Genomic DNA, 26,321 nt, shown 5'->3' on the forward strand with positions numbered 1-26,321 from the left:
ATAAAGGATTGATGTTAGTAAAATGTTTCTAAAACGTGAAAAATTGTTAAAAAATTAACTTTAATATTGCCTTTTAGAATATTAACTACATTAAATTTGTGGGGATGTCGGATGTGGGATGTCGGATGTGGGATGTCGGATGTGGGATGTCGGATGTGGGATGTCGGATGTGGGATGACGGATGTCGGATGTGGGATGACGGATTAGGGATGTTGGAGGTCGGGAGGAGTTTACGGTTTAAAAAAAATAAGTTCTATATATAAATGAATTCATTTGGCGCAAAATTCTACTATTATGAAGCAATTTCTACAGTGTGTTGTTGTATCTACTCTGGTCCTGTTGGGCTGTGGGCAGGTAATGGGACAGGGGGTCACCACATCGGGACTCTCAGGTCGGGTAGCTGAAGCTTCTGGGGAAACCCTGCCAGGGGCAAATGTGGTGGCTGTTCACGAGCCATCAGGAACTAGATACGGTACCACCACCAATATGGAGGGGCGGTTTTCAATTCCAAACATGCGGGTAGGTGGACCCTACACCGTCACCATTTCCTACATCGGTTTCGAATCATCCATCTACGAAAATGTCAACCTTTCTTTAGGTCAGACCCAAAACCTAAATATCACCCTGCAGGATGATGCCGCAGAACTAGATGAAGTGGTCATCTCAGCCAGACGGGACCAGGTCTTTGACGGTAACCGAACTGGGGCATCTACTAATATCGGCTCAGAAAGAATTAACAGCCTTCCCTCCATCGAGCGGGGGATCCAAGACTTTGCAAGGCTGACCCCTCAAGCCAATACCCGAGGAAACGGTATCTCTTTCGCAGGGACCAACAACCGGTATAACCAGTTTGCCATTGATGGTACAGTTAATAATGACGTGTTTGGATTGGCTGCCGACGGCACAAACGGCGGACAAACCGGTACCCAACCTATTTCTCTGGACGCTATTGAGGAAATAAATGTGGAGCTTGCTCCCTTTGACGTGCGAATGGGCGGTTTTACTGGCGGGGGTATCAATGCGGTAACCCGAAGCGGAACAAACACTTTCCGTGGATCTGCCTACTATTTTGTAAACAACCAAAACCTCACTGGTACCGGTGTGCTCCCAGCTACTGAAGGGGTCAGGGTGCCAGATTATACTGAAAGGCAATATGGCTTTAGAGTTGGAGGTCCAATTGTGAAAGACAAACTGTTTTTCTTCCTGAATGGGGAAATGACCGAAAGGACCCAGCCCCAATTATTTGGTATCGGTGAAGGCTCCAATATCACCCAGGATGAAATCAATCAGGTAACTAGCGTTATCAACCGAATAGCTCCTAACGCCGATATCGGGGATGCGGGGCCCTTCAACCAAACCACTGACACGGAAAAGATATTTGTAAGGCTGGACTGGAACATTAATAATAACAATACCTTTTCTATCCGACATAACTATGTGAATGCCGAAGCGTTGAGTGTCTTTAGGAATGCCAACACCTTTGTATTGTCCGGTGGAGCCCAATTTTTCCCCAGTACCACTAATACTACTGTTGCGGAACTGAACTCCCGTTTTGGGAATAGCGCTTCTAACGAATTGAGGATAGGGTATACCACGGTTCGCGACGATAGAGGTTTTGTAGGTACTCCTTTTCCCTATGTGCAGGTTGATCTAGGCGGTGGTAGAAATGTGCAACTGGGATCCGAGCAGTTTGGTACTGCCAATACCCTGAATCAGGATGTTTTTACCTTGACTAACAACTTCAGCATTTTCAAAGGAAAGCATACTTTCACTCTGGGAACCCACAATGAGTTCTATAATATCTATAACCTGTTTATCAGGCAAGCATTTGGGTCTTACCGATATGCCAGCTTGGATGACTGGTTGACGGTGGGTACTCCTGGGGAAGTCGCACCTCTGACCTATGATCTCTCATTCTCCAATGTAGAGGGTCAGCCAAATTGGGGTGCGGAATTCAGGGCAATCCAATTGGGTTTTTATGCCCAGGATGAATATCAGGCTACCGATGATTTGAAATTGACGTTTGGGGTGAGGGTGGATGTTCCGATTTTCCCTGATGATCCATCGGCAAACCCCGAATTCAACAACTCCCCTATTGCAAGCCGCTTTGATGTGGCGACTAACAGAATGCCAGCATCAAACCTGCTATGGTCGCCCAGATTTGGGTTTAACTGGGATGTAAGAGGGGATGCCACCTTCCAATTAAGAGGTGGGGTTGGTATATTTTCGGGCCGGTTACCTTTTGTATGGCTTTCCAACCAGTTTTCCAACACCGGTATAGAGATAGCCAGGTTGCAGGCTCAAAGTCAGCGGGGGGATTTTCCGGAGGGATTCACTTTCAATCCGGACCCTAATAATCAGCCCAATGCAGCAGATTTAGGACTTCCGACCTTTACTTCAGAAATCAACGTGACGGATAGGAGGTTTAGATATCCACAGGTATTGAGGTTGAATTTGGGTGCTGATTATATGATTGGAGACGGTTATGTATTTACCTTTGATGGAATTTATACCCAAAACTTCAACAATATTCTCTACCAAAACCTCAACATTACCGGTTTGGAGGACAATCAATTCACCTTTTTCGAAGGAGCGGATAATAGGAGACGGTTTGATGGCTCTTTTATCAATCCCAATTTTACTGATGTAGTATACCTTACTAATACCGATGAGGGGTATACATATAACTTGACAGCTCAGTTAAGCAAACAGTTTGAAAACGGGTTGATGGCTAACATCGGTTATACCTATGGGGTTGCCAAGGATATCAACCCCGGCAATTCCTCCCAGGCCATCTCCAACTGGAGAAACGTGCCTACCATTGGTAACCCCAACAATCCTGAACTTTCTTTCAGCCAGTTTATGGTGCCACACAGAATCGTGGCGGCTATTAACTATAGAAAAGAGTATGCAGGATTTCTGGCCACCTCTTTTGGAATATTCTATAATGGACAATCTGGTGTGCCCATATCCTTTACCTATCAGGGGGACATGAACAGAGATGGAGTATTTGGGAATGATCTTATATATGTACCTAGTAATAGAAATGAGATTGTATTATATGACCGCTATACGGTTCAGGATGGAGAGTGGATACTTACTGAAACAGCCGATCAGCAATATAATGCTGTCAATAATTTCATAAGCAACAATTCTTATCTGAATGAAAGAAGGGGATCCTACGCTGAGCGAAATGGTGCCAGAACGCCATTTGAGCATCGATTTGATGTGAGGATTGCCCAGGAAATCATCGTAAGAAATGCCGGCAGGATTGAGGTGACCTTTGATGTGCTCAATGCAGGTAATTTGCTTAATAATGAGTGGGGGCGTTCTTATGCCATCCAAAACGCACAATTTATGACAGTGGCTCAATTCGGAAGCAACCCGGTGGCCGGAGCAGAGCCGCAAACGATCAATGGAGTTCCTGCACCTGTAGACCCAAATGTTCCAGCATTCAAAGCTGACGTTCGTGGTGATGAAGCCTGGCTTGCCAATGATTTTTTCTCGAGGTGGAGAGCGCAATTGGGATTGAGATATACTTTTTAAGTACGAAATACGAGGTACGAAGGACGGAGTGGAGCAGTAGTAAACCTGCCAGGTTTTCAGAACCTGGCAGGTTTTTTTTCTTAGTACATAGTACATCGTACTTAATACAACCGAAATTAACATTCATTAAACCTTCCCTTCACCCTGGCTAAATACACTGGGATTTTATAATAAATGGAAGTAAATCCACGAATAAAATCACTAAACATTGGAATAGTTAAATAAGAGATTTTTAGGGATTTCAATGTTAAGTTAATGTTAAGTAAACCTGTTAAAAAACCTTAATTGTTAATATTTTGTAAACATTGGCATGTCAATCACTTAGCAAATCAAATCTATCTTTGCTGCCGGAAAAGAAAATTATATAACCTAACTAAAATCCATTTTCCGCAAAAACAAAATATTATGAGGAATTCCTTACTTAAATGTGTGATTGCGCTTGCAATGTTTATCTCCGCTTCAGGAGCATTGTTTGCACAAGGGGTTACTACTGCAAGTATGCAGGGTATAGTGACCGATGAGACAGGAGAGTCGCTTCCTGGCGCGAACGTAGTCGCCATTCACGAGCCATCCGGAACCCGCTACGGTGCTGTGACCAACGTGGAAGGTAGATTTGTATTGGCTAACGTAAGAGTGGGCGGTCCTTACCGTGTAGCTATCACTTACATTGGCTTTGAGGACAGAATCTTTGAAGGCATCCAACTTGCCCTTGGTCAAAACTATACTATCAACGCTAGAATGAGCGACGGTATGGATCTTGACGTAATTGAGGTAAGTGCTTCTAAGGATAAAGTGATGAACTCTGATAGAACAGGTGCTTCTTTAAACCTTTCTAACGAGACGATCAACTCTCTACCTACTATTTCTAGAAGTATCAACGACTTTACCAGATTGACTCCACAGTCAAACGGTAACTCTTTCGCTGGTACCAGCTCTAGATTCAACAACTTTACCATTGACGGTAACATCTACAACAACAACTTCGGTCTTGGTTCTGGTCAGTTTGCCGGTGGCAACCCAGTATCTTTGGACGCTATCGAGGAAGTTCAGGTTAACCTTGCTCCTTATGACGTTCGTCAGGGTGGATTCACCGGTGCCGGTGTAAACGCTGTAACAAGATCAGGAACAAATCAATTTACAGGTTCTGCTTACTACTTCTTGAGAAACGATCAAATGATCGGTAATAGAATCGGTGACAACTTTGTAAACCCTAGCGATGCTAGAAACGAAATCATGGGTTTTAGATTGGGCGGACCTATCATTAAGGACAAATTATTCTTCTTCGTAAACTACGAAAAAGAATCAGAAACCACTCCTCCTCCATTCTTGAGAAGAGCAGCTAGACCAGGTGAAACTCCTGATGGACAGTTTATTTCAAGAGTACCACTTGATCAGGCGTTATTTGTTCAGGATCAAATGAGAAGTGTTTACGGTTATGAAACTGGTGCTCCTGATTCTTATCCCTTTGCCTCTGAGCAGGAAAGATTCAACTTGAGATTGGATTATAACATCAACAACAACAACAAGTTGACGTTGAGATATAACAACTACACGGCCTTTACCGACATCCCGACAAATGGTAACTCCATCCGTTATATCCAGACTAGATATTTCAACACCAACAGAACGGGTGTAGAAGGTATTAACTTCAGAAACGCCAACTATACCAACGACAGAAGAGTACAGTCAATGGTTGCTGAATTGACTTCCAGAATCAGCAATAACATGTCTAACCAGTTGAATATTGGTTATACTTCAATCACCGACCCTAAGAGAGGTGTTCCAGGTGGACAGGATTTCCCTTTCATCGAAGTAATGCAGCCAGATGCTTCTGGAAACCCACTTTACTACATGTCAATGGGTAACGAGTTGTTTACTGTAGGTAACTTGTTGGAAAACAATGTACTTAACATCACTAACAACTTCTCTATCTACAAAGGAAGACATACTTATACCATCGGTGGTAACTTTGAATACATGACTTTTGACAACGCGTTCAACCCTGTATTCAACGGCTTCTACAGATACGGTTCTTACGATGATTTCGTAGAAGGTGTGATCAACAGAAACCCTAACGTTTATCCAACTGCATTTGCAAAAGGTTTTGCCTTGGACGGTTCTACGACGCCTCCAACCGACGAAACTAGATTTGGTCAGCTAGGTGTTTACATTCAGGATGAATTCCAAGTTACTCCTCAGTTGAAAATTACAGGTGGTTTGAGAGTCGATATGCCTTTCTACCCAATCAATATTCCAAGCAACCCCTTGTTGGATGAGTTGAATAAGGAGTTTGTTGGTCCTGATGGAAACACATTTGTTCCAGATGTTGCCCAATTCCCAAAGGTTAATCCTTTATTTTCTCCAAGAGTAGGTTTCAATTGGGACGTGACTGGTGACAGAACTACTCAAGTTAGAGGTGGTACAGGTGTCTTCTCCGGACGTATTCCTTTCGTATGGTTGTCAAACCAGGTGAATGGTTCAGGTGTGATCAGAGGTGGTTACGGTCTTGAAGGACAGGAAGTAATTGACGCTGGCATCGTATTCAACCCAGATGTAACGGCTTATACTCCTGAAAATCCAGCAACTACACTTTCCAATGAGCTTAACCTTACTGACAGGAACTTTAGACTTCCTCAGGTATGGAGAACCAACCTTGGTGTGGACCAGGTACTTCCTTTCGGTATCATCGGTACATTTGACTTCATCTATTCTCAGGATGTGACTACACCTATTGCTTACAACGCAATTGTAAGAACACCTGACGGAACATTAGCTGGTCCTGACAATAGACCTTTCTGGAGCGGTACCAACTATTCAAATGATCCTAATTTCAGAAACGTATTCTATTTGACTAACGCTTCTCAGAAAGCTGATTATTATTCCTTGACAGCACAGTTGTCTAAGCAATTTGACGGTGGATTCTTCACTAGCATTGCTTATACAAGATCTAGATCAAGAGATTTGGATGCTTCAGGTGGTAGCCAGGCGATCTCTCTATGGCCAAACACGGTTCAGGTTGACAGAAATGCTCCTGAACTCGGATATGCAGGTTTTGATCAACCTCACAGATTGATTGCTAGCCTATCTTACCAGACTAACAATACTACAGTGGGTGTGTTCTATGAAGGTGGAAATGCAGGTAGATATAGCTACACTTACTCGGGCAACTTCGGTGATGGATCCAACAGATTGATGTACGTTCCTAACTCTGCCAATGAGTTAAACTTCCAAGAGTATGAATTGGGTGGTAGAATAGTAACAGTAGATGAGCAGAGACAAGTTTTGGATGCTTACATTGACCAAAGTGACTACTTGAGCGGTAGAAGAGGCCAATTGGCTGAAAGAAATGGAGCTATCTCTCCTTTCGTGCACAGATTTGACTTGAGAATCCTGCAGGATATCCATGTAGCTAGAGACGGTCAGCATAAGCTTCAGCTTTCTATGGACTTTACTAATATTGGTAACATGTTCAACCCTGACTGGGGTATCCCTCAGTTCCAGTGGCAAAACAACCTCTTGAACTACAGAGGTGTTAACGATGCAGGACAGCCGGTTTACAGAATGAACCCTAATCCTTCTACTACTGACTTCCCAACTGAATCCTTCCGTCAGTCAACTTCATTCGCAAACGTATGGAGAATGCAGGTAGGTGTTAGATACTTGTTTAATTAATAAGTAGCTGGATATTAGTAGATAATTGAAAATAAGAAAAAGCGTCCCCGAAAGGTGGGCGCTTTTTTTATGATAGGAGACGGAAGACGGAAGACGGAAGACCGATGACCGATGTGGGATGACCGGTGTCCGATGGGGAGCTGAAGACTGGTTAATTTTGGTCTAAATCTTTATTATTTCTGAGTAATATTTAATTAGTTTTAATGAATTTCTATAAATTTGAGAAACCAATCCCTCTATATGTATAAAATGATTTTTGCCATTATGGCTCTAGTGACTTTGAGTTTTCCTGCTCTTTCCCAAAACCTTAACCTCAATGCCTATAAAAGATGGCCGGATATTGAAGTTGCTAACTTCGAGTCCCAATTGGATGGCATGAAGGCCCTTCCTCAGATTTATAGCAAGGCTCGTGGCGTGACAATCTTTGCGGCTATCAACAACGTGAATAACCGTGCGCTACGTAAACTTAAGCTAGAAGCAGCCATGCTTGGTGCTGATGCTATTTATGTTTCCAACAATTATCAGAAAGGTGTGCAATTTTATTCCCCTGTTCAGGTAGCCTATACGGCCACACCTTATGTGAAGGAGCCTATCACAGTGGAAAGGGTAAAATCTTTGCTCCAAGACCGGAATTACCATCCCCGAACCCTGACCCGTTACAACCGCAACAGGTTTGGTCCAAGCACAGACTCCATGCTCCATACAAAACAGCCTATGGAACTAGAAGAGCCTTATGAGGAAAATGGGTATGTGTTCTTGGACTTGGCTTTAACCGACGTAAAGCGTCCCTACAGAGTCGTAAGGATCACCGAGCAGCAGATCATCCTAGCCCGAATCATAAAGGCCGACAAGATCATCGAAAACTACGAATTGGTAGCCGTAGATGGCAAGAGAATCGAGGAGCTACCCGAAAAATCCAATAAAAGCGTGATGAAGCAGGTATTTCCTTTTGCAGGGGAATGATTTAAAGAGTTTCACGCGGCGTACGGAACGAATTTCGAAACGAGCGCTACGTTATACGATCCTAAGTAAGTGATCATAACTTTTTTAACCACGCATTGCTTACCCATATTTGGGGGAGTGATGCGTGGTTTTTTTAGGATTAGGTGGGGTATTCGTGGGAGTAATTGGGTTTATCAAGTTGTATCCCCATGGTTTCCTGCCAAGCTAATTATCAGAGAGATCGTTTGTAGGCTATGCCTTATTGTTTAAAATCCAATAGTCATAATTTACGAAATCAGGCAGGCGGGGTTAAGAGTGCATTAGTCTAACGATATCCCGTATTCGTCTAACTTAATTTATTTTAACTTAATTTTTACCCTTATTGTATCCTCACTGGAGGAATGTCTAAATCAACATAGAGAGTAGATTTACCTGAGTCTAACCCAAGTGTTACGCTAGATTGATGTATAAATAAAAGACACCTCAACTAAGAAAGGCTCCTTTCGGGTAGGGTCGCAGATTAAGACATGTTAAGATTATTTTTGATTAGTTGTTTCATTCTTTCCGCTTCTATAAGTTATAGTCAAAATATAACCATAAGCGGGACAGTTAAAAGTTCCGAAAACGGGGAAGTGTTGATAGGGGCTACGGTTCAGGATAATATTTCTCGGCGGGGAACAGTCACCAATCAGTTTGGCTACTATAGTTTTTCAAAGGATACCTCCATTACTTCACTATCTTTCAGTTATGTTGGGTTTCAGCCTGAGAAGGTGGAGTTTAATATTCTCAAAGATACGGTATTGCATATCCAGCTTGAGCCATTAAATGAGCTGGATGAGGTAATTGTGGAAAGCTCAAGGAGTGAACCCATCCACGAAAGCGCTCAAATGGGAAACATCAATGTGCCTATTAGACAGATAAAATCAATGCCTGCACTTATGGGGGAGGTTGATGTGCTTAAAGTTCTTCAGTTATTGCCTGGGGTGCAGTCGGGGGTGGAAGGTGCCAGCGGACTTTATGTGCGGGGAGGAAGTCCCGACCAAAATCTGATCCTTCTTGATGGGGTACCGGTTTACAATGTCTCTCATTTATTCGGATTCTTCTCCCTATTCAATGCTGATGCCTTAAACAATGTGGAATTAGTAAAGGGAGGATTTCCAGCCCGCTATGGTGGACGGTTGTCTTCTGTTATTGATATCAATATGAAGGAGGGCAACATGAAAGAGTTCCATGGTGAAGGTGGAATTGGCTTGGTGGCATCGAGGCTTACCCTTGAAGGGCCTATCATAAAGGATAGAACATCCTTTCTCATTTCAGGAAGAAGGACGTATATAGACTATCTAGCCAAACCTTTAATTAGTAATTATTCTGATGGAGATAATTTAGGCTATTATTTTTATGATGTCAATGCTAAGCTCAATCATATTGTAAATGATAAAAACCGCATATTTTTTAGCCTCTATGCAGGAGATGATGTTGGGTATTCAAAATCCGATAGGTCCCATGTCATTAACGGAGAAACTTTTACAGACAAAAGCGAATTCGGATTAAGCTGGGGAAATTTGATTTCGGCCCTAAGATGGAATCATGTATTCTCCAACAAGCTATTTGGTAACTTTACGGCTTCCTATACCAAGTATAATTTTAGGCTTTTCAATGAAAATGACCATTCTCGAGTTGGTGGGGAGGAAGATTTTGAAGATTATTATTTAGCTGATTACAGGTCTGGAATCCGGGATTATGCTCTCAAGGCTGATTTTGACTATATACCTAATTCCAATAATTATATCAGGTTTGGGCTCAGCAATATATTTCATCAGTTTTCTCCTGGAGTCTTTGCGGGAATTTCCAAAACAGACACTTTACAAAACTTGGGTGCCAACCAAATGGACAGTCAGGAATATGCGGCCTATATAGAAAACGATATTGCGGTTACCAATACCCTGAAATTCAATGTAGGGTTGCACTATTCTGGATTTTTGGTAGACAATCAGCATTACAACTACCTTCAGCCTAGGTTGTCAGGCCGCTACATGCTTGATGAAAAGAGCTCAATTAAATTTTCTTTTGTGACAATGGCCCAATACGTCCATTTATTGACTAATGCAGGGTTGGGCCTTCCCACTGATCTGTGGGTTCCTGTTACTTCAAATATTGGTCCCCAGCGTTCCTGGCAAGGCAGTCTTGGTTATTTTAAAAGCCTGACCCATGGGCTTGAGTGGAGTGTGGAAGGGTACTATAAGGATATGAACGGATTGATTGAGTATCAGGATGGAGCATCTTTTCTACACATTAATAAAAACTGGGAAGACTTGGTTGAAGTGGGGAGGGGGAGAAGTTATGGGTTGGAAATGTTTGTCCAAAAGAAACTTGGCAAAACGACTGGATGGCTTGGATATACCCTTTCAAAAACTGAGCGTAAGTTTGAAAATATCAATTTTAACCGCTGGTTTCCCTTCCGTTATGACAGGACACATGATGTGAGCTTAACGGTGTCGCATAAACTTTCCAGCAAAATACATTTATCTGGGACTTGGGTATATGGTACGGGGAATGCCATCTCTTTTCCTTCTACTATTTACCAAAGCACCAATAATCCGGAGGTAGGCATAGCTCCAGGTCATGTGGAGCATTATGAATCCAGAAATAACTTTAGGGTCAGGGATTATCATCGACTTGATTTGGGGGTAAGCTTTGTAAAGGATACGAGGTGGGGTGTACGTACCTGGAACGTGTCAGTGTATAATGCCTATAACCGCATGAACCCGTTTTTTGTCGACATTGGCTTTAATCAGCAAGCCGGCACCAAAATGATGGAACAATACTCCCTATTCCCAATATTACCATCTGTTATGTATGGGTTTAAGTTTTAAATGACTATGAAGAAGATTATAACTTTTGCGATTATTCTACTTTGTCTTTTTTCATGTCAAAGGTTTTTTGAAATGGAATTGCCCGACAAAGAGCCCCGCTTGGTGGTGAATGCTGATCTGAGGGCGGGAGAACCTGTAGAGGTTTTTGTAAGCCAAAGTAAGCATGTAATGGAAGTGGCAGATTTCCAAGCAGTGGACGATGCAAAGGTAGAGCTAATAGAAGACGGCGTCAGGTCTTATGAGTTAAGTTTAATTAGAGGAGAGGAAAATAATGATCCTATAAGTTACGGATCGGATAATATTGAAATTAAACCGGGAAGCGAATACCAGCTTATAGTGTCAAAGCCAGGGTTACCTACTGCCTCTGCCACTGTAAGGGTTCCATTTCCGGTTGAAATTGATAATGTTAATTTGACCACCCGAATAATTGATCCATCCACCAGAGCCACTATTACAGATTTTATCCTTGAGTTTGAAGATCCATTGGAAGAGAATTTTTATGAAATCAGTGTTTATTACCGAGGAGAAATGGATGTCAGTTGGCGGGATGATCCAATGGTTTTTGAAGAATTGGTAGAGTTGGAGGCTAAAAATCCAGTGTACCAAAAGGAATACCTTATTGGTAGTACCAATCTGATTATTGATGACGTATTATTCAATGGTAGAAAAGCCCAAATAGATTTTTCTGGAGTATTGATGCCTGAACTTGAACTTGAGGTGACTATAACCCTGAGGTCAATTTCTAAAGAGTATTATGATTACGTACACACCTTGGCCTTGCAGCGATTTAACAGTCAAGACCCATTTTCACAGCCAGTTCAGGTGTATGATAATATTGTGGATGGGTACGGGATACTCGGGGCTAGTGCTTCCAAAAAATATGTTTTAACACATTTTGGAGAGACTTGAATTAATTTTTTAATGATTTGGTCTAAGTAATTTGTAAGTTAGTCTAAAAAAGTTTTTAATATAAGGTAATAGTATCAAATTGATAGGAAATAAATGTTTAATATTTACTATCTATTATGAAAAAGAAATTACTTATATTTAAATTACTTGTTGTCCTACTCTTTGGGGGGTTGGCTTCTTGTCAGGATAATGGGCAAGATGACATAGGCTTAGATCAACTTGAAGTTCAAGATCCTTTTTATGAGGAAAAACTAAAGGAGTTGTCCTTGTTTTTTGGGGAAGTGTTTAGAAACTCAGAGGCTAGAGAGGAACTTTTTAGTTTTGCAGATTTAGAAGAAAATTCTGGAGAAATAAACGTTAACTTAAGACAGCTTTTTGATGATGAGGTGACTGATCCATCAGGTAAAAGGTATTCTGCAATTGTAAATAGTTTTTATAATACTGGTAGAGAAAATCATCGCACAGAAGGTAGTGAAGAGTTTGATAGCTTCATAGAATTTATTCGGGAAAATAATATCTCTATAACGGCTCCATATCTTGCCGAAAACTTCAATTTAGATGACTTGTCTAATATTACCATTTCTTGGTGGACTAATGAGATGGAACTAGAGCATATTGATGATTTAGAATGGAAGGGCGAATCTCCAGGATTTGTAGTTTCTATGAAAAATGCAGATAACCTTATAAATTTCAGACAAAAACAAACCGGAATTAATTATATAGAAAATAATTTTGTTGTAACTAATGATGAGTATGCTATCGAAAATCCAACAATTGTTCTAGGAAATTTTGAAACAGAACAAAGTGATTTTGATGAGCCTATTCTTCTTCCTCCTCCTGGTGATGGAGGTGGTTATTTGCCTCCTCCAACTACTGGAGGTGTTCGTTGCCCAGATTTAACTCCAAGTTCTTACCTAACACTACAAATGCCGCACTTTAGGCTGACAAGTAATTTAAGAAGTTGGCCTAATGGTAATTATATGTACTTATGGAATATAACTGGAGAATATGAGAACAATAATGGAGTCCCTATGCCTGGGTTCAATGTACATCATACTTTAGGTCACGTTAAAGTTTCTAGATCTGAGGCTAACAATGGGGTATGGAAGCCGGGGCCTACATATATTATTCATAATGTGCAATATGAATCGGCAAATTGGTATATGGTATGGGGAGTAGAAAGGCCTAATACAACTAGAACAATTGAAGGAGGGGCAAAAGTAAGTTCTGATGGAAAACCAGAAGGTTCTGTAAATGTAAAATGGGAAATAACAAGAGGTATGTTATTGCCTGCATATACAGCTATTGATAAGTGCTTAGCTTTAGAGCATAATTTTCATAGAACGGATTTGGGACGTGGATTTTTTCCTGGAACTAACTATCCTATTCATGAGGCAAGCCATATTCAATGGTATTATAAAACAATTCATCAATGAATAAATTAAAAGATCGAGTTTCTTGGGTTTCAAATTTCGGGTATATGACTAATATTTCAAGAAGTGAAATGGTTGTGATAAATACGGGATTAGCAATTGATCTTTAGTATGATTTAGATTGTGGGCCGCAATTTATATTGCGGCCCTTTTAAAAAAAATGATATGGGAAAAAAAATATTGTACATATTAGGGGTGGTGTTTATAGCAGGACTCACTTCATGCGAAGAACAGGTTCCAATGGATCCAATTTTATTGACTGATTCTAAAGTTGGTGATTATGAAGAGAAGTTAAAGGAACTCGCCTTGTTTATGGGAGAAGTATTACAGGAACGGCAGGTTGTAGAGGAGCTTTTCGATTATGGCGAATTGCCTAGCAATTCTGGTGAAATAAACATTAACCTAAAACATCTTTTTGAAGGCAATGAAATTATAGAAAAAGGCTCTCCCTCAAGGATCGTACAACAATTTTATATAAATAGAGAAGTAAATCATAAAGAAATAACTGAGAATGATTTTAATGATTTAATTGCTTTTGTTATTGATAATAATATTTCTATTACGGCTCCTTACTTAGCGGAGAATTTTGATTTTAATGATATAAATGAATTAACCGTTTCATGGTGGACCGAAGAAATGGATGAAAAACATTTGGATGATCCTGATTGGGTTGGAGAAACCCCTGGTTTCAAAGTGCCAATTAGCAAAAAATCTTTGCTGAATTTCAGGCAAAAAAATGTAGGGATAAATTATATAGAAAATAACTATGTGATTACAAATGATGAATATGCAATTGACAACCCCACAATAGTGTTGGGGAGTTTTAAAGATTATTCAATAGAATCACAGGGGGATGATTACATCACCTTGCCACCTCCTGATGATGGAGATTATTATCCCCCTGTAATTAGTCCTCCGAGGTGCATCGACTTATCTCAAGATACTCGATTAAGTCTAAATATTCCTCACTTTAGACTTCGTCATAACATTAGATCGTGGCCAAATGCCAATGTTATGAGAATGTATGTAATTACTGGAGAAGCTTTAAGTGAAAATACAGTTCAAGCTATTATCAGAAGGCCAATATATAATGTTCATGTATCAAGGTCCGATGCTAACAGCATGAGATGGGTAAATGGACCAGCTCATGTTTTACTCGATTTTAAACAAGAGTCTAATAATTTAATAGTGGTCTGGGGTGTAGATAGACCTAATACAATTAGAAATATGGAAGGAGTATTGTCTATGAATAGGGAGGGGATAGATATTAACATCCCTTGGTGGCTAAGTAGCAATTCATTATTGGTTTCCATGGCACCAAAAGACAAATGTACACTTTTGGATATCATACATGATAAAACAAATATGGGATGGGGTTATTTTCCTAACAGCGGAAGACCAATTTTCAGAATGGGGGATATTGAGTTTACAATGACTTCATGGATTTGAAAAGTTGTATAATCAAGTGTGGAATTTTCCACACTTGATTATAATAATTCTTTTATTTGTAATTATTTAAGTTTTAGATTTATATGAGATATCCACTGGGAGTGTTGTTGGGACAATTGCATGTCCCTTTTTTTAAGTTAAATATTTTTAATTTTTTCCGGTAAATTGATCAGAGGTTTGTCCTGTACGTATTTATTTATTCAAAGTAAGAAAAGGTGGCTATAATCTGACCGCAAGGATCTGAAAATTATTTTAATTGATTGCTATTTGGAATACTTGATAGATTGGGTTCGTCTAATGATTTATTACATTAATCTAAAAAATTTCGGTTTTTATTTATATGTTACTATTATTGTTATATAAATAAAATTTTCGCATGTCTAGAATATCCGCGCCTAAGTATTACTTATTAAATTTAAACCTAAATTCAGATTTCCGATTAGGAAAAGACGTCCTTTCCTCGTTTTTTTCAATTGCAAAGGAGGAGCGAAAAAAGTTAAAGGTACGTGGGAGTGATGCTTTGTATATAAGACTATTCTTTCAAAAAAATATTGAAGGTGAACAAGTATTTTATGGACGCTTTTCAAAGTTTATTGATTTAGGTGGGAAAAGCAGTAAGGATATTGAAACTGCAGAAGATTTAAATATTCATATTCCTGAAAATGCAGCTTTTGATTTAAAGGAAGTTAACTTTACTTTTTATCCTAAATATCACCGCCTGGCAGTTGAAAAATCATCAAGTCTTAGTATAAATTATATTGTTCAATTCCTAGAAAAAATTTTTAATCAATTTTTAAAAGATAATGAACATTTAACTATTACCTTACAACAAAGCGAAGATCAATTCGAAGAGATAATATCAGCAAAAATTGTTAAGTCCTTAGTGATACAGGTATCGTATACTAATGATGATACAGGTGAAGAAGCTGCTGAATGGTTTGATGAACAAATGAAGATTAGCAACTCGAGGTCAATGAAAATGCAAGTTAATCCAGATAATTCGGGAAGCATAAATACCAATGCCAAATTATTAAAAGGGGCTATAGCTTTATCTAAGGAAAATGGATACACAATTGCAAGAATTGTTGACAATAATAATAGGAAAAAAACTATTAATACTCAAAGGCATCCTGAGAAGAACACCATTTTAATTAAAGATTATAATCATGATCCTATTAAATTCTCCCATAAAGTAAAAACAGATCTTGATAAAAGATATGGGGAAAAAGATAGATAAGGAAATGGAAGAAGGTGGGATTCAGTATGATTTAAAACAAATTCATAGTAATAAATTTAACATTCTTTTCCATTTGTATGGGGGTTTTAGAAGGGTTTTTAAAAGTAAAATTTTTAAACTATCTATATTTATTTCTGTATTATTAATTGGATTATGTAGTTTTATTACTATTTTATCTGGGCCGTTTCTTTTTTACCCACTCCTAAACCTAGTTATTGATTTGGGAATTAGTATTTTTCCCTCTATTTTAGGTTTGACGTTTGCAGGTTATGCAATTATAATTTCGGCTGGTGATAAGGATATGGTTTCTTCAATGGTAAATAACAAAGTAAAGGATGGTAAATTAAAAGGATCTACCTATCAAAAAATAATATCTGTTTTTGCATGGGTAATATTGGTCCAATCGTTTACTTTATGTTGTTTGGTTAGTTTAAAGATATTGATAATTTGTTTAACTGGATTTTATTTTTTTTATCATGCTTTTTTCAGTGAATTAATTAATTTAGTTTTTCTCTTCTTTGGCTGTTTGCTAGTGTTTTATTCTTTGTTTCTTATTCCACAAGTAGTATTGAATGTGTATCAATATGGGCAAATGATAAATTTTTTTATTTATAATAGGGCAAAAGAGAAAAGTAAAGATAAGAATATGTAGTATTTTTGGGTGAGATCTTAATTCTGTAAACTTTTTTTCTTAATTTATAAAAGTCTATCAAAGTTTTTTCTTTATTTATTCCACCCACTAATCAATGTCTCATGCTAGTAATTTACCGTACTAAGTTTATTTTATATAGTATGTTTCTCTTGTCTGTCCATAAAAAAAGACTAAATCAGATCTTAATTAGGGTCCTGTCATAAGATATCATTTTGAATATCTTTGAAATTTGAAAGATTTAGTGGAATTCCTGGTATTCTATTTCTTTCTTTCCTTTGGTTAATTCCGGATTAATCCAAGTCGCCTTCTATCTATTCATCGAGTAAAAGGGGGGGTATGTCTAAAAATACAAAAGGTTAGTCTAATAAAATTTTCAATTTAAATACAAAAGTATAAATTGGTTGTATAACATGAAAGTCTAGAATATTTTCCATATCAATTGGATTAGTTTGTTTTGGATTTTGTTTATTATTTTAAATACCTGTTTAGGTATGTATTATTGATTTTTAATAAGAAACACAACTAAGTCTCTATATAATAAATCTTTTAAATTAAATATGTATATCATGGAAAATAATAATGAAATTAAAGCGCTAAGATTAAATGTTAAGACTGTTGCTATTTTGGATAGTGACGCTATGAAGGAAATAAAGGGGGGGAGAAGTTTTGATGCGGATAACCCAAGTTGTACCTCAGGGTCCTGTAAAAACAGTTGTAGAAATGTTTCGCGAGATACTTGTGAGACTATTGAATAGTATATAAATTAAATTATAAATAAACCGGAGACTTGGTTGTGTTTTATATTATGAAGTGTTTATTAATTTTTCTCTTATTATTTGTTTCTACAACTGCTTCTTCGCAAGTAAAGATCCGAGGCTCAGTATTGGAGGAAGGATCGAAGAAACCGATTGAAGGAGTAGCCGTTTACCTAAAACATGAAAAACATGATTCAGGGGTTATTACAGATTCAACAGGAACATTTATCCTAGATGCTCAGGTCGGATTTACATATGAGCTAAATTTTCAATCCTTTAATACTAAGGCCCTTAAATTACAATTGGTTGCTAAAAAGGATACAACCTTTCAAGTCTTCTTAGAAGAATCTGATCAACTACTGGAAACCTTTACAGTGCAAGGAAGGCAACAATTGATGGAGAGTAGAATTGATCGTTTGGTTTACCATATAGAGTCAGATCCATTGGCTGCGACACTCAGTACTGAAGAGTTGCTCCGCCGTGTTCCGTTGCTCCGAATACGTGATGATATGCTTAGTATCGTTGGAAAAGGAAAAATTACTGTTACTGTAAACGGTAAAATTCAGCAATTGGGTAGCAATGAGCTTCTATCATTTCTAAATAGTTTTGACCCTTCTAATTTAAAAAGTATTGAAGTAATCACGAGCCCACCTGCGAATTTCAGTGCTGAAGGAAATGCTGGAGTTCTCAATATAGTTACCCGATCAAGTGATCCAAATAGGAATGATTGGAATGCTTCTATCCGAAGCGGGATCATTCAACGTTCACTACTAGGATTTGACAATGCAGTGGCCCTCAATTATCATAAAAATCGGTTTACAGTAAGCTCCAATTTTTTTTATAACCTTACCCGGCTTGAGGCTGATTTATTTGCTGAAGGAAATGAGGTTTCAGAGCAGACTAACCGTCGAGATAAGGGGCGTAGGTTGGGTGCTTATGTAAATTTGGGCTATCAGATTACACCTTCGCATGAGATGACTGCATCATTTCAGTATTTAGATGCAATGCAAGGTAACGTTTATTCTAACCTTAGAAAAGATCTTAATACTCTGGAAACTCAAGGAGAAAGAAGGAATGATCAGGATAAATGGGCCATCGATTTTCAATACATATACCGACTCGATAGTACAGGAAAACGAATAACTTCCTTTTTAAGTTTTAATGATTATCAACCTCGGGAGAGGTTTGATGCCATAACCCATTATAGCGATACTGGGTTGGAGGACCACCTTCAAAATAAAAGTCGGTTGAATAACCAAGCTTTCTCTACCCAATTAGATGCATATTTTCCATACTCTATAGGAACACTTGAATATGGTCTTCAATATTTTTATTTGACGAATAACTCTCGAATTGATTATAATATTAATGACAGTATTAATACTGATTTATTTAATTACAAAGAACACAATTATGCTACTTATATCAGTTTTTTGACGCGAAAAATACATCGTCTTCAATTCAAAGGAGGCTTACGATATGAGTATAATCAGGCTGAATTACATACTGAGGAGGAGCAAAGCCAGGTAGTGAACCGCCGGCTGGGTAATTTTTTTCCCACGTTTTATGTGCGATATGAAATTAACGATGAATCCAATTTCTCTGTTAATTACTCTCGGAGAATCAATAGGCCAAGATTTAGCTCCATTACTCCTTTTCGATGGTATAATAATACTATTTCATACGTAACCGGTAATCCATTTTTATTGCCGTTTATTAGTGATATGGTACAGGGTAATTACTCTTTAGGTAATGTAAACCTTTCTCTATACAGTCAATGGGTTAATAATGGATATAGTACGGTTGATTTTTTTGATGATCCAGAGTGGCGATTTACCTATGAGAATTATTTTAATGAAGCTCGATATGGTTTTTCAGGATCCTATTTGTTTGACAGACTAGATTGGTGGGAATTGGATTTTTTTGCCAATCTTTACCACAACCGCATGCAGTCGACTGTTGATTATGTTGGGGATATTCAGGGTAATGCCTTTACATATGAGCTCAATAATCGCTTTTTTCTTGATTCTAAGCAGCAATATACGTTATCAATTAATTACTGGCAGGACCTTCCATTTTATGAAAACAACACTTTTTATCGATCCTTTGCCAGTCTAGATATAGGATTTAATGCCTCGTATTTTGACAAAAAGCTTAATATTAGTGTGCTTGCTACTGACTTAGGGCGCCAATCCATTACACGTTCCTATTCTGAATATAACCAATTTACAGTATTTCGTCGAGAGTATTTCGATGCCCGAATGTATCGGCTGACTTTACGTTATAGAATAGGTTCTTCAACTACAAAATCTGTAAGCACACCAAATAAATTCAGGGAAAGAGAACGAATGAATTAAATATATTATATATGAAAAATATAGGATTATTAGACTTTGGATATTTTGATCCTGATGAGAATACCTCTGTCGATTTAATTAACTACACGGTAAAATTGGTAAAAAATTTAGAAGATTTTGGATTTTCTAGATATTGGATGGCAGAACATTATAATGATTTTTGTTCTTGGACTAATCCCGAAGTATTGTTAACTATTTTGGCTGGAACAACAGATAAAATTAAATTAGGAGCAGCTGGTATTTTAATATATTATCATTCTCCTTTCCGAGTTGCTTCTACTTTTAAAATGTTATCATCATTATTTCCAGGAAGGATAGATTTGGGGTTGGCTAGAGGTGGGGTTGATCCTCATATGTTAAACCATTTATTAGGAAAGGAGGGGATGTCGTATGATTCAAGAGTTGAAAATGAAAAATTGATTTATGATTATTTGTATAACCATAATATTTATGATGCTAATGGAAATATGGTGCCAATCCCTCCATATGGTGGTGCCTTACCCTCTACGTGGTCTTTAGGTACCTCATTATCAAGTGCTTTTAATTCTATTAAATTAAACACAAATTTTAGTCTTTCCCTATTTCATGAAAAGAAAAATATTTCCGAATACCAAAATATTTGGGAATCTTTTTTGGAGGAGAGAGATAAAAGTTTTAATAAAAAGAATCTTGAGTGCAATATTGCTATTCAATATTCATCAATTTCGGATCCTAAAGTTTTAAAACAAATGGCTTTTAAAAATAATATTTCTATTAATGACTCTAATTCCGTTAAGATTATAGGCGAACCTAGTTTTTGTAAGGACAGAATTCAACAGTTTTTTGAGTTATTTAACACCAATGAAATCATTATACATGACTTATCGAGATCAATAGAGCAAAGGAATCAAACCATTGAAAGTCTTAGTGAATTGATTAATGTTGAGATATGAAAAATAATAAATACTCAATTTTTGAAACTGTAATTTTGAGATCATCGATTAAACCTTTGTCATGTTTATCGAACTCCTCTTTAGATATGAATAATTTAATTAAAGAATCGATGGAGGATACTGTTTTTAAAAATGCGCTGTTATTAGCTTCTTATGATTTCTATAATGAAATAAAAAAATTAATAAATAATCCTCATGAATATAGTTTAAAGAAAACAAAAAAATTACATAATTCTTTTTTTAAATATTATAATCGAGCATGCTCCAGGAGTACGCCTTATGGCTTGTTTTCTTCAATATCTGTTATTAATGAAGGTTATTCTAATTCTATTGATAATAATTGGGTTAAACTGAATGTTGTTTTCAACGCTTCATTATTGAATAAAATTGTAAATTATTTATCAGAAAACTATAAGATTTTTTGCAGATTTAAAGTTAATTCTTCTTTGATTAAGGAAAATTTTAATTACATATTTACTAGATATGATGATGTAAACAATCGAAATGTTTACAAGAACCTTTCAATTGAATCCAATGATATTGTTGATTTTTTATTTTCTAATAAATATAAAATATTCCTGTACCAGGATTTGATAAATGAAATATGTGGTGCCTTTCCTCATTATTCCATACTTGATATTAAAAAATTTATTGATCAATGTATAGAAATGAAAATTATAATTAATGCAATAGAAATGTCAGGTGTTAGTGATGATTCCAATCATATAATTGTTGAAGAAGAAATAAAAAAAATAAACCTAAATAAAAGTTTTCAAAATTTGTCTAATTTGTATTCGATATTTCGTATGTTAGATAATATTGATCCTTATTCGAATTTTGAAAGTATAATCAAAAAAATTTCTAGTATACTTTCTGACTTAAACATAAAATGTTCTCCAAGTAGAATTCTTTTTGTTAATACCTATGAAAATAAACCTTCCGAGATTGATTATAAATTGGTTAAGGATAAGGCTTTAGAAGCCATACATGTTTTGAATCGATTTACTAGCTTGGAAAGCACTGACTCCTGGTTTAATAAATTCAAAACTATATTTTCCAGAATGTACGGGGATCAAATGGTTCCATTTAATTTGGTTTTTGATCCTGTATCTGGTCTAAACTATCCTTTAAATAATAAAAAAATCACTGAAAGGGATGTTATACTTCCAATGCTGTCAAAACCACATGGCACAAATTCTGAAATTAAGATATCAGTTAAGAATAAATTTTGGTTTAATAAATATCTTGATTGTTTGTATACTGGGAATGATGAGATATTAATTACTGATCAAGATATAGAGGGATTAAAAGAAGTAATACCTCCTTCGTCATATACCTTTTCAACAATGCTTTCTGTTGTCAAAAATATTAATGATGATCGTGAAAATCCATATTATGTTCTAAAAAATTGTTTGGCTGGAAGTGCGTCTGCTTATTTAGGTCGTTTTACCAATTCTAATAAAGATATATATGAATTATGTAATAAAATATCTTTATTTGAAAAAAATTCCAATCCTAATTTAATTTTTGCAGATATATCCCATATTCCAGATTCTAAAATTGGTGATATTCTGCATCATAAAAGAGTTTATGATTATGAAATTCCTTATCTAATCAATTCGCATGCTAATAATCAATTTATAATTGAAATATCTGATCTAAATTTAGGGGTAGTGGACGATGAATTTGTTATTTATTCTAATAAACATAAAAAATATATTCATCCTGTTTTAGTAAATGCCTATAATTTTTCGTTAAATGAGCATCCTGCTTTTCTGTTTCTCTGTGATTTTCAACATAGAAAATCTCTTTACACTCCTAATTTTTATGTTGGAAATTGGGCTAATCAAGTTCCATTTTTTCCTCGTGTACGGTATAAGGATATAATATTTTGTCCCAAAATTTGGTCTATTAACTTGGATCAGGCCTTTAAAAAGGATGATTTAGATTTTTTTATAGATAATATTAAAATAAATCATCCTAATATTTCCAATCACATTAAAATTGGTGATAGTGATCAATTATTATACATTGATATTAATGATAAAAGATGTATTCGAACGTTTTATAATTTTTGTAAATCTAAACATATTAAAGGTAAAAAATATATTGAAGTGAAAGAATATTTTGATTCATTTACTCCATTTTCAAATGAAATTCTTTTAAGTTGTAAATATGAAAAATGAAATTATAAATAGGTTTGATATTTCATTTGATTCAAATGAAGTAGATGTTAATTGTGTTAAATTTTTACCAGGGGATAAATGGTTATATTATAATATTTATTTAAATCAAAATAGTTTTGATGAATGTATATTAAATATATCTGATTTACTTAATAATCTGGGGGATCATAATTTTTTCTTTACTAGGTATGTTGATGAGTATAAATTAGATCATTTAAGAATTAGAATTAAATGTAATGAAGAGGGTTTAGAGGAAGTAATGTCTAACTTAAATTTATTATTTTATAGTAAACCTTATATTAGAAGTGTTTCCATTGAAACATATCTTCGAGAAATTAATCGTTACGGCTGGCCTACAATTGTGGATGTTGAAAATATTTTTATTTTAGATTCTAAAATTTTATGTAATGTTTTAAATGAGGGGTTTTTAAATAATGATATTGATAAATTGAATTTTTGTCTTTTTGGAATGAATTACTATCTAGATTGTTTTTTTAATTTAGAAGATAAGTATAGATTTGTTAAACTTTCCAAAGAAGGGTATTTTGATGAATTTAATTTTGATAAAGAATCAAAAAAGTCATTAAATAAAATTTTTGACCTTTATTTTAGGGGCTGGTCCGATATTCAAATTAATCTTTCAGAAAATATTTTGAGTTTATTTTCTAATAAGAAACATTTAATTTTAAAGTTAAATGAAAAATTTGGTGAGCAGGAACTTCCCAAAAGTATTGTATGGAGTTTAATTCATATGTTTGTTAATAAAATTTTTTCACAACAATATAGGCTTTATGAATTAGTATGTTATGATTTTTTATATAAGCTATTAACTAAAGATAAATATTATAAATAAAATTTTATTAACATGAGATTTAAATTTTTTCAGCAACTAGATAGGATGGATTGTGGACCTTGTTGTCTTCAAATGATACTCTATCACTTTACAAAATATAAATTTAAAATTTCTTATCTTAGAGAGGTCTGTGATGTTGGAAAGGATGGGTGTTCGCTTTATTCGATTAATAAAGGCGCCAAATTATTTGGCTTAACTGGTGATGGATACCAAACCAATATTGATAGCTTATATGTTAACCAGCTTTTTCCGTCTATTTTATACTGGGAAAATAATCACTTTGTTATTTTAATTAAAATTACTTGTAAAGATAATGGTAAAAAAAGTTTTCATATTGCAGACCCTTATAAAGGTAAGTATAATTTAAATGAATCAGAGTTCTTAAGGCTTTGGTGCTCCAATGGTGATAGTGGTTATGTTTTACATTTTAATCATTTTAAATTTTCAGAAAAATCAATTAAATATCTGGATAATGATAAAGATTATTTTTTTATTTCCAGTTTAAAAAAATATTATATATCTTATATAGTTATTTTATTTGGACTGTTTCTTTCACTTTTATTACAAGCTATTTTTCCTTTTTTATCTAAAGCCTTATTTGATTTTGGTATTGATGATGGTAGTTATAATTTTGTATTGTTTATTATTTTATCTCAAATAATATTTCATGTTATTCGGCTTTGTGTACAATATTTTAGGGATTTTATTGCACTAAAAACCGGTACAAAAATTAGTATAGATTTAGTAACAAAGTATTTAACTAAATTAGTTTATTTTAAATATAAATATTTTGATACAAAAAATTCAGGTGATATTATTCAAAGTATTTCTGATAATTCCAGAATTGAAAATTTTCTTACTAATGAGTTGGTTTCCTTTCTTCTTTCTTTAACAAATCTAATCGTATTTCAATTTATATTATTTTATTTTGATTGGAGACTTTTTTTGGTTTTAAATTTCTTTATATGTATTTATGTTTTAGCAAGCAAAAGTATTTTGTTTAAATTTAAACGTATAGATTATCTTAGGTTTGAAACTATGTCCAAAAATCAAAGTTTTATTTATCAAATGATAAATGGAATATTGGATATTAAACTTAACAATGGTATTTCAAAAAAAATTGAAGAATGGACCGGTTTAAGGAGTGATCTCTATGAAATTACAAAAGAAAGTATAAAATTACACCAATATCGTAGATTTTTAAATCTATGCATAATGAATTTTACTTCCTTAATTATTGTAGGTTACACCGCATTTCAAGTTATAGATGGTGTAATGACTGTTGGCGAGTTTATTGCCATACAATATATTATTGCTCAGCTTTCTCTTCCGATTGATGGAATAATTGAATTTAAACTAGCCTATGATTTAGCTAAAGTTAGTTCTTCTAGATTTAAAGAAACTTCAGATTTCCCTACCGAAAACGATATTAACTCAAAAAAATGTCTTGAAATTAATACTGATATTGTTTTTCAAAATGTTAGTTTTTCCTATTCTGGTAATAAAGATAATTTTATTTTGAAGGATATTAATGCAACTATTAAAAATGGTAAGATTAATGCCATAGTTGGTCCTAGTGGTAGTGGTAAATCAACTTTTATCAAGCTTTTATTAAAACTATATTCTCCCACTGTTGGATCTATTTTCGTGAACGGAGATAATCTTGATAGTATTTCCTATGACTCTTGGAGAGAAAGATCGGGGAGTGTTTTACAAGAAGGATTTATTTTTTCTGAATCAATATTAAATAATATTGTTATCGGAGGAGGGGAAATTGATAATGATAAATTGGAAAATGCCATAAGAATTTCCAATTTAAAAGATGTAATTGGTAAGCTTCCTCGGGCAATAAATAGTACTGTTGGTTTAGATGGGGTTGGTCTTAGTGGTGGGCAAAAACAAAGGATTTTAATAGCAAGAGCTATTTTTAAACATCCTGATATTTTGATTTTTGATGAAGCCACCAATTCCCTCGATTCAATCAATGAGGATTTGATTTATGATAATTTAGAAGAGTTTTATAAAGATAGAACAGTGATTATCATTGCTCACCGTTTGAGTACCATTAAAAATGCAGATCATATCTTAGTTTTTGATGAAGGGAGTGTGGTTGAAACTGGAACACATAGTGAACTTTTATCTAACAATGGTCTATATTTTAATTTGTCCAAAAAACAAGAAATAGTATGATTAAATTTAATAATTTATCAATTTCGTTACTGTTTTTATTATTTTTAATTTTCTTTGGTTATTGGTTTTTCTTTTATTCTGTTGAAGTGAATATTTCCGGAAGGTTTGAGGGTGATAAGTTTATTGTTAATAATACTAAAGGATTACCTGAACGATTTTACAAAGAGGTTGAATATATTATTTTATGTGACGAAAAAAGTCATTGTAATTTTATTAATGTTACTTTAATTGAATCCTCTACTTATGATTACATTTTTGTTTTAGATAAATACCCCCTTGATAATTATAAATATATTAGTGCCAAAACAAGAGTTTTTAATTTATTTTAAAAGAAA

15 protein-coding genes are annotated in these 26,321 nt (G+C 35.4%); all 15 read left to right on the top strand.

The genetic code is table 11. The features are described 5' to 3' along the window. The first annotated feature begins 294 nt into the window (after nt 1-294). Nucleotides 295-3,546: a TonB-dependent receptor gene (locus FPL27_RS01775; RefSeq protein ID WP_143959452.1), complete on the top strand. Its 3,252-nt coding sequence runs from the start codon at nt 295-297 to the stop codon at nt 3,544-3,546. Between the two features lie 405 nt (nt 3,547-3,951). After that, a complete protein-coding gene (locus FPL27_RS01780; RefSeq protein ID WP_143959453.1) occupies nt 3,952-7,218 on the top strand; it encodes a TonB-dependent receptor in 3,267 nt (1,088 codons plus the stop codon). A gap of 240 nt (nt 7,219-7,458) precedes the next feature. Continuing rightward, on the top strand, nt 7,459-8,181 hold the full coding sequence (locus FPL27_RS01785) for a hypothetical protein (protein ID WP_143959454.1): 723 nt from the start codon (nt 7,459-7,461) through the stop codon (nt 8,179-8,181). A gap of 506 nt (nt 8,182-8,687) precedes the next feature. Continuing rightward, nucleotides 8,688-11,033 carry a TonB-dependent receptor gene (locus FPL27_RS01790; RefSeq protein WP_143959455.1) on the top strand — a complete coding sequence of 782 codons (2,346 nt, stop codon included), beginning with the start codon at nt 8,688-8,690 and terminating at the stop codon, nt 11,031-11,033. Nucleotides 11,034-11,039: 6 nt separating this feature from the next. Beyond that, on the top strand, nt 11,040-11,942 hold the full coding sequence (locus tag FPL27_RS01795) for a DUF4249 domain-containing protein (protein ID WP_185974267.1): 903 nt from the start codon (nt 11,040-11,042) through the stop codon (nt 11,940-11,942). A 116-nt stretch (nt 11,943-12,058) separates the two neighbouring features. Beyond that, nucleotides 12,059-13,378, top strand: coding sequence for a hypothetical protein (locus tag FPL27_RS01800; protein ID WP_143959457.1), 1,320 nt, complete (start codon nt 12,059-12,061; stop codon nt 13,376-13,378). Between the two features lie 162 nt (nt 13,379-13,540). Beyond that, nucleotides 13,541-14,824 (top strand): hypothetical protein, encoded by a 1,284-nt coding sequence (locus tag FPL27_RS01805; RefSeq protein ID WP_143959458.1) that lies wholly within the window; start codon nt 13,541-13,543, stop codon nt 14,822-14,824. A 376-nt stretch (nt 14,825-15,200) separates the two neighbouring features. After that, nucleotides 15,201-16,061: a DUF4747 family protein gene (locus tag FPL27_RS01810; RefSeq protein ID WP_143959459.1), complete on the top strand. Its 861-nt coding sequence runs from the start codon at nt 15,201-15,203 to the stop codon at nt 16,059-16,061. Beyond that, nucleotides 16,042-16,713 (top strand): hypothetical protein, encoded by a 672-nt coding sequence (locus tag FPL27_RS01815; RefSeq protein ID WP_143959460.1) that lies wholly within the window; start codon nt 16,042-16,044, stop codon nt 16,711-16,713. Before FPL27_RS01810 ends, FPL27_RS01815 begins: the two co-directional genes overlap by 20 nt. 805 nt (nt 16,714-17,518) lie before the next feature. Next, nucleotides 17,519-19,825 (top strand): TonB-dependent receptor domain-containing protein, encoded by a 2,307-nt coding sequence (locus tag FPL27_RS01820; RefSeq protein WP_143959461.1) that lies wholly within the window; start codon nt 17,519-17,521, stop codon nt 19,823-19,825. A gap of 11 nt (nt 19,826-19,836) precedes the next feature. Continuing rightward, nucleotides 19,837-20,757, top strand: a complete 921-nt coding sequence (locus tag FPL27_RS01825) for an LLM class flavin-dependent oxidoreductase (protein WP_143959462.1) — start codon at nt 19,837-19,839, stop codon at nt 20,755-20,757. Beyond that, complete coding sequence (locus tag FPL27_RS01830) at nt 20,754-22,943, top strand: lantibiotic dehydratase (RefSeq protein ID WP_143959463.1); 2,190 nt, start codon at nt 20,754-20,756, stop codon at nt 22,941-22,943. Before FPL27_RS01825 ends, FPL27_RS01830 begins: the two co-directional genes overlap by 4 nt. Continuing rightward, nucleotides 22,933-23,796: a thiopeptide-type bacteriocin biosynthesis protein gene (locus tag FPL27_RS01835; RefSeq protein ID WP_143959464.1), complete on the top strand. Its 864-nt coding sequence runs from the start codon at nt 22,933-22,935 to the stop codon at nt 23,794-23,796. The genes FPL27_RS01830 and FPL27_RS01835 overlap by 11 nt, the downstream gene beginning before the upstream one ends. A gap of 12 nt (nt 23,797-23,808) precedes the next feature. Beyond that, nucleotides 23,809-25,986 (top strand): peptidase domain-containing ABC transporter, encoded by a 2,178-nt coding sequence (locus FPL27_RS01840; RefSeq protein WP_143959465.1) that lies wholly within the window; start codon nt 23,809-23,811, stop codon nt 25,984-25,986. Beyond that, nucleotides 25,983-26,315: a hypothetical protein gene (locus tag FPL27_RS01845; RefSeq protein ID WP_143959466.1), complete on the top strand. Its 333-nt coding sequence runs from the start codon at nt 25,983-25,985 to the stop codon at nt 26,313-26,315. The genes FPL27_RS01840 and FPL27_RS01845 overlap by 4 nt, the downstream gene beginning before the upstream one ends. Nucleotides 26,316-26,321: the final 6 nt, after the last annotated feature.

The sequence above is a fragment of the Litoribacter populi genome, assembly GCF_007483685.1.
Lineage (GTDB): Bacteria > Bacteroidota > Bacteroidia > Cytophagales > Cyclobacteriaceae > Litoribacter > Litoribacter populi.